Below are 5,906 nucleotides of genomic sequence, written 5' to 3'. Positions count from 1 at the left end.
GCCTCGGCCTTCAACCAGGGGCCCACCGTGTTGACGAGGAAGGCCGCGGCCATCGGGCGGGCGTGGCCCGCGCCGAGTTCGTCGAGGATGTCCGCGATCCGGTCGGTCATCGTCTGTACGGCGGCCACCTGACCCTGACCCACGCGGGTAGTCCCCTTGCCCGGCCCGATCGGGTCCGGGCTGTCGGCCCGCGCGAGCGAGGGGAACAGCGGGATGGCAAGCGCGGCGGAGAAGACGCCGGCTGCGATGACGCGGCGTCGGGATGGATCCATGTCGGCCCTTCCGAGGTCTACGAGGTCCCGAACAGTGTCCGGCGCTTCGCCGCCGGGCGGCGGTGTGAGACCGGCTTCAGCGTAGGTGACCGGGCGGGCGAGCTTCCGCTCGAACGCTTCGATGATCAGTGCTCTGACCTGCGCGCGAGGCTGGTGGCCTGCGATCCATTGGGATACGGCGGGCTGGCTGTATTTGAGCGCGGTCCCAGCCTCGGCACCGATGCGGTTGATGATCGATGCGAGCTGGCTGCGAGACCATCCGGCCTGTTCAAGCAGGGCTGAAAGGCCGACGTTTGGTGTGCGTGAGTGGTGCGCCATGTGCAGCTCCCGACCGGTGCATGGCTTGCATACTTCTCCGACCCTTCAACGGTACTCGCGGGCAGGGGTGGTGGGGTTACCTCTTCATACCGAGCAGTGATCGAGCGGGAGTTCACCACCCGCTGACGACGGTAGGGAGCCCCCTGGCATGAGCCAGCCGCAGGACAACGATGACGACCGTGCAACCGAGCTGGTTGCCCGCGCTCTCACTGAATACGCGAAGCGCCCGTCCCCGGAGGATGTCGCGCGGCTTGTCGACATGCTCCTGACCCGCGGGCAGGACATCCACGACATCGTTGCCGCGCGCCCCAGGCAGGATCTGACGGCCGGAGCCAGCGACGCCCTTTACGAATGGGAGTACTTCTCCCGGGTGGGGCCTCTCGGGTCGGGCCCGCATGCGAACTGGAACCACTGCCGCGCCCTGGCCCGCATCGTCAAGCGCCTGATGCACATGGCGCATGCCCACACGACGGCAAATGCGCCGTGACCGAGCTCGGCCGGCAGGTCACGTACGTCGTGATCGTGCTCTGCGTCCTCGCCGTGATTGTCGTCGGCACCCTTTGACTCCCGCCCCGGCGCCCGCAGTCCCCCCGTGGGCGCCCGGGGCGGGTCCATCGCACCATCGGAATCTCATCGAGGAGGCACCATGCCCTGCAAGAGCCAGCCCGGAGAGCCCGCGCCGCCGCCCTGCTCCTCCCGCCCCACAGAACCTCCGGCCTCGTCCCCGAACAGTCCTCGCGGCCTGCTCACCGACGCCCAGTTCAACGATGTCCGGGCCACCGTCCTCGACAACAACCCGGGCATGGAACCGGAGATGGGGACCAGGCTCGTCATCGAGGCACTGAAGTTCGTCGCGGCCGCGTCGCTCTTCCCGATGGTACGGATCGCCCCGACCCGCGAGGTCGACGAGGGGTGGCATGCGCTCATCCTCCACACCCACCTGTATGCGTCGCTGTGCAGCCGTCTGGGGCGGACGGTCCATCACTACCCGGAGCGGCCGGACCAGTCCCGTCACGACCCGGAGGTCCTGACTCGTACGGTCGCACTGATCGAGCAGGCCGGGTACACCCCGGACGCCGAGCTGTGGACCGGGCCGGAACGGTCGCTGGTCACCGTGGCCGCTTCCTGCTCGCATACCCCGGTGCCCGGCGGCTGCGGGCCGATCAACCCCGGGGGCTGCGCGACGCATGGCGGGGGCGACGGGGAGTAGGTTCGGCGGACATCGACGAGAGGTACAGACATGACTCCCAGCGAGGCTCACGAGTTGCACGCCGCCATGAGGCGGTACGGGATCGTTGGGGCTGTGACCCCGGCGGACTCGGAAGATCTTGAGGGGGCGTGGCTGGTGGTCGACGAGGACGGTCGGAACGTAACGGCCGCGGTCCGTGCCCGAGTGTCCGCGGCGCGCGGCCGGCAGCCCGAGCGGGGCTTCGTGGTCGCGCGCTGACGTTGAGCGGTAGCCCCGGCCGAAGTCATGTTCCCGCCGGGGCTACTCGCGTACGAGGTCCGCGAGCGGGACGACGATGGCGTTGGCGATCACGCCATCGCAGTTCAGATTCGCGACTGGCCAGGACGCGCCCTTCATGACCGGGCCCCGGTAGATCCTCGCCCGGGCCCGGTCTCATGCCCGAACCCGGTCGGTACAAGAGCCCGGGAGGTGCACTACTATCCCCGGGATCTCGTAGGAATCAGTGCAAGAGTTTTGTCGGGGGCCACGGAGATCGCCCCCGGTTCGGCGACGGTGGTCGCGGACCACCCGGCCCTGCGGGCACGGCTCGCCGAGGAAGTTTCGGGCTGACCCGGAACCTCACATGTGGACAGCGCGCCCGGGCCGGCGCACTGGAACGCGGCCGGTGGCCCCTGCCTTCCCTCGCCGCGGCCACCGGACTCGGGTCTCTGGCCGTCGCCCTGTACACCCTGGTGGCGAGGTAAGAGCAACCGGTGCCGTGGCTGGCGTCGCGGCCCCCGTACGACAATGCCCCCTCTCCGGCCTGCGGGCCGGGGAGGGGGCGATTTCGCCGTTCCCGCACCGCCGTTCGGCGGTACCTTCTGGGTGTCGAGGTCAGAAGGAGTGTCCAGTATGCCCGAGCAGCACGACACCGTCCCTGCAATCCAGACGTTCGCCCACCGCGCCAGAGCAGCCCGAGACCGCGCGGGCCTGTCCCGTGCCGTCGCCGGTGGCCTCGTCGGCCGCTCGGCAGAGTGGGTCAAGGGAATCGAGACAGGCGCTATCGGAATGCCCCGCCTCCCCATGCTGATCCGCATGGCCACGGTCTACGAGTGCGACATCGCGGACCTGACCGGCGACGAGCGGATCTCCGCCGCCACCTACACAAAGGCCGTCCACGCGGACCTGCCCGCGGTGAAGCGGGCGCTGACCACCTACCGGCTTGCGCCCGGCGACACCGAGCCGGAGTCTGCCGAGGTGCTGGCCGGCCGCGTACGGCAGGCATGGCGGCTGTGGCACGGCGACGGGGACCACCGTTCCCGCGTGGCTTCGCTGCTGCCGGATCTGCTCGCGGACACTCAGCACTCGGTGCGCGCCCTGGAAGGCGTGGATCGGCGGCGGGCGCTCGCTGTACAGGCGCAGGCCTACCACCTCGCCCAGCTCTTCCTCGCGTTCCAGCCCGAGCCGGAGCTGATCACAATGGTCGGCGACCGGTCGATGACCGCCGCCCAGGACGCCGACAGCCCACGCGCGATCGCCGGAGCGGCCTGGTACATGAACCACATCTACCGCGACGCCAACACGGCCGCAGAGTCTCGTGTCGAGCTCGCCGAGCAGGCGGCCGCCCTGCTCCGGCAGGAGGACCCGGAGGGCCTGGCACGGTGGGGACTGCTCCAGCTGGCAGCCGCCCTGTCATACGCCAAAATCGGCCGGGCCGGGCTGGCGTGGCGGTACTGGGACCGAGCCGAGGACGCCGCTCGGCGGCTCGGCGAGGGCTACGCCCATCGCTGGCTGATCTTCGGACAGGGGGTCGTGGACGCCTACGCGCTGACGATCCACCTGAGCTTGGTCCAACCCGGGAAGGCGGTCGAGGCCGCGGCCGCCCTGGACCTGAGCGCGGTCCCGTCCGCGACCCGGCGCGCTGGCCACCTCGTCGAGGCGGCGCGCGCCTACGGCATGCAGAACGAGGGCGTAGCCGCGGTGGCCCTGCTGGGCAAGGCCTACAGGACGTCCCCGGAGACCGTCCGCTACAACACGCATGCGCGGATGGTCCTGCCGGAGCTGGCGAAGACCGGGCCGCGCATGGTGCGCGAGGACGCGCGGGAGTTGGCCCTCGCTCTCGGGCTCACGGCTTGATCATCTGAGGGGTAGGAACCCTACCCCTCACCGAGGGGGTAGGGACCCTACCCCGAGTCGAGTGCGCGCGCCCCTACCTTCGTCTCACCACTCGCTGACGACGGTAGGGAGCGCGGCCGTGAGAAGCCGTACAGCCTTGGCCAATTGGCTCGCAGGCAGCCATCCTGACCCCGAGCATGTCCACACTGAGTGGGCGAAGCACGGCGTTGCGGTGATCCTCGTGGGGACCTTCTTCGGTGCGATCCGGGTCCCCGAGGCGATCGTGCACGCCGCGGTCGAGTCCACGGACGCCGAGGAGATCGACTTCGTCCTCTCCGACCGCCTCGACGGACCCGTCATCCACGACGGCCGCGGCCGCAACTACTACATGCTGATCAACCCTGAGGCGCGCCTCGACTGGGGCACCTCGGCCCCCGGCGTCGAGTTCCTGCCGCCGGGCACGTACCTCGGCGTCCCCGCGGTCAACCTGTTCCACTACACGCCCCAGACGCCGGTGTACTGGACCGTCCCCGGGGTAACCCCGGGGCACTGCGACTCGGCCGCGGTCGCGCTCCTCATCCGCGTCGGAGCTGCACGTCTCGCTGAGGCGGTGGCCTGATGGCCGGCGGCCTGGAGCGTATGGAGCCGGAGTGGTTCGACCTGTCGCGGCTGACGATGAAGGCAGCGACGTCGGCCGCTCACCCCGATGGGGTGTGCACCACGGAGCATATGGCGTGCAGTGGCTGCCACATGCTGGCCCCGATCGCGACCCGGTTCGGCGGCCCAATGGCACACTGTCGTCTCTGCGGCTACGCGTGGGCCGTCACTCATCACCCGGCGCAGTGCTGGCAACGCATCAGCATCTGCGGTGGCCCGACGGCCGAGCAGGTGCGGCAGGCCACACCGGATCTGGTGGCCGCGCGCTCCGTCCTCGACGGCATCGTCGGGAGCCTTTGACTCCCGCCCGCCGCCCACAGTCCCCCCGCGGGCGCCCGGGGCGGGCACCCTGAAAGGGTCATTCGGGGCAATGTGCAAGATGCGGTCCACCTGGAGCGCGTACCCTGCCCCGCGATGACCACCGAATTCGCCGACGAAGCCCGCTCGCGGGTAGCGCGGCTCCTGCGCATGGCGGCCGACGCCGACGACCGGGTACGGGACCGGATCGTCGCGTACGCCGCTTCGACACCCGACCCGCCCCCGTACGGCCCGGACGGCATTCGCACCACGGGATGCCCGCGTTGCCTCCAGACGATGTGGATGCAGCGTGATGTCTGGGTCTGCTCCTCCTGCGGCCATGTGAGGGATGACCGAGTGACCTGTCACCGCTGCGGTACTCCGATGTACGAGCTCGACGGGTACCCGGAGAAGTGGTGGTGCCGCTGTGGGGCTTGGTGCCTCGACAGCGAGTCGCTGGCGGACATCAAGGCCCGGGAGGCGGAGACCGATCGCGTCATGGCCATGCTCGACGCGGTGATCGAGGGGCGGGGCGCCGAGGACCAGCGCCATGTAGACCGTCAGACCACCGACCGGATGGAGGCCGATATGGGCCAGACGATTCAGAGCCGCGGATGCAGCAACTGCGGCGGCACGATGTACCGCTGCGTCGAGACCGACTCACACGGAAACCCCACGAACGTGCCGGTCTTCATCTGCAACAACTGCGGCCACCAGGAGGGCTAACCAGCTCGCCCCGGCCGGATCCGTCCTGCCGGGGCTACTCGCGTACGAGGTCCGCGAGCGGAACGACGATGGCGTTGGCGATCACGCCATCGCAGTTCAGATTCGCGACTGGCCAGGACGCGCCCTTCATGACCGGGCCCCGGTAGATCCTCGCCCGGGCCCGGTCTCATGCCCGAACCCGGTCGGTACAAGAGCCCGGGAGGTGCACTACTATCCCCGGGATCTCGTAGGAATCAGTGCAAGAGTTTTGTCGGGGGCCACGGAGATCGCCCCCGGTTCGGCGACGGTGGTCGCGGACCACCCGGCCCTGCGGGCACGGCTCGCCGAGGAAGTTTCGGGCTGACCCGGAACCT

Annotated in this window: 6 protein-coding genes and 1 pseudogene; 6 read left to right on the top strand and 1 reads right to left on the bottom strand. The window is 69.8% G+C overall.

The window, feature by feature from the left end:
- Positions 1 to 590: pseudogene (locus tag AB0I68_RS38610) on the bottom strand (hypothetical protein); the annotation flags it as partial.
- A 148-nt stretch (positions 591 to 738) separates the two neighbouring features.
- Between AB0I68_RS38610 and AB0I68_RS38605 the strand changes: the two are divergent.
- The 6 genes from AB0I68_RS38605 to AB0I68_RS38580 all read left to right on the top strand — a co-directional run bounded on the left by AB0I68_RS38605 (position 739) and on the right by AB0I68_RS38580 (position 5,553).
- Complete coding sequence (locus AB0I68_RS38605; RefSeq protein WP_363182122.1) at positions 739 to 1,077, top strand: DUF6415 family natural product biosynthesis protein; 339 nt, start codon at positions 739 to 741, stop codon at positions 1,075 to 1,077.
- 159 nt (positions 1,078 to 1,236) lie between these two features.
- Complete coding sequence (locus AB0I68_RS38600; RefSeq protein WP_363182121.1) at positions 1,237 to 1,800, top strand: hypothetical protein; 564 nt, start codon at positions 1,237 to 1,239, stop codon at positions 1,798 to 1,800.
- Positions 1,801 to 2,670: 870 nt separating this feature from the next.
- Positions 2,671 to 3,894: a helix-turn-helix transcriptional regulator gene (locus tag AB0I68_RS38595; protein WP_363182120.1), complete on the top strand. Its 1,224-nt coding sequence runs from the start codon at positions 2,671 to 2,673 to the stop codon at positions 3,892 to 3,894.
- A 211-nt stretch (positions 3,895 to 4,105) separates the two neighbouring features.
- Positions 4,106 to 4,492: a hypothetical protein gene (locus AB0I68_RS38590; protein ID WP_363182119.1), complete on the top strand. Its 387-nt coding sequence runs from the start codon at positions 4,106 to 4,108 to the stop codon at positions 4,490 to 4,492.
- The gene (locus tag AB0I68_RS38585) at positions 4,492 to 4,830 is read left to right on the top strand and encodes a hypothetical protein (RefSeq protein ID WP_363182118.1); all 339 of its coding nucleotides are present in this window, start codon (positions 4,492 to 4,494) and stop codon (positions 4,828 to 4,830) included. Before AB0I68_RS38590 ends, AB0I68_RS38585 begins: the two co-directional genes overlap by 1 nt.
- A gap of 114 nt (positions 4,831 to 4,944) precedes the next feature.
- Positions 4,945 to 5,553 (top strand): hypothetical protein, encoded by a 609-nt coding sequence (locus AB0I68_RS38580; RefSeq protein WP_363182117.1) that lies wholly within the window; start codon positions 4,945 to 4,947, stop codon positions 5,551 to 5,553.
- Positions 5,554 to 5,906: the final 353 nt, after the last annotated feature.

Source organism: Streptomyces sp. NPDC050448 (genome assembly GCF_040655295.1).
GTDB lineage: Bacteria > Actinomycetota > Actinomycetes > Streptomycetales > Streptomycetaceae > Streptomyces.
This window is presented reverse-complemented; position numbering and strand designations above follow the sequence as displayed.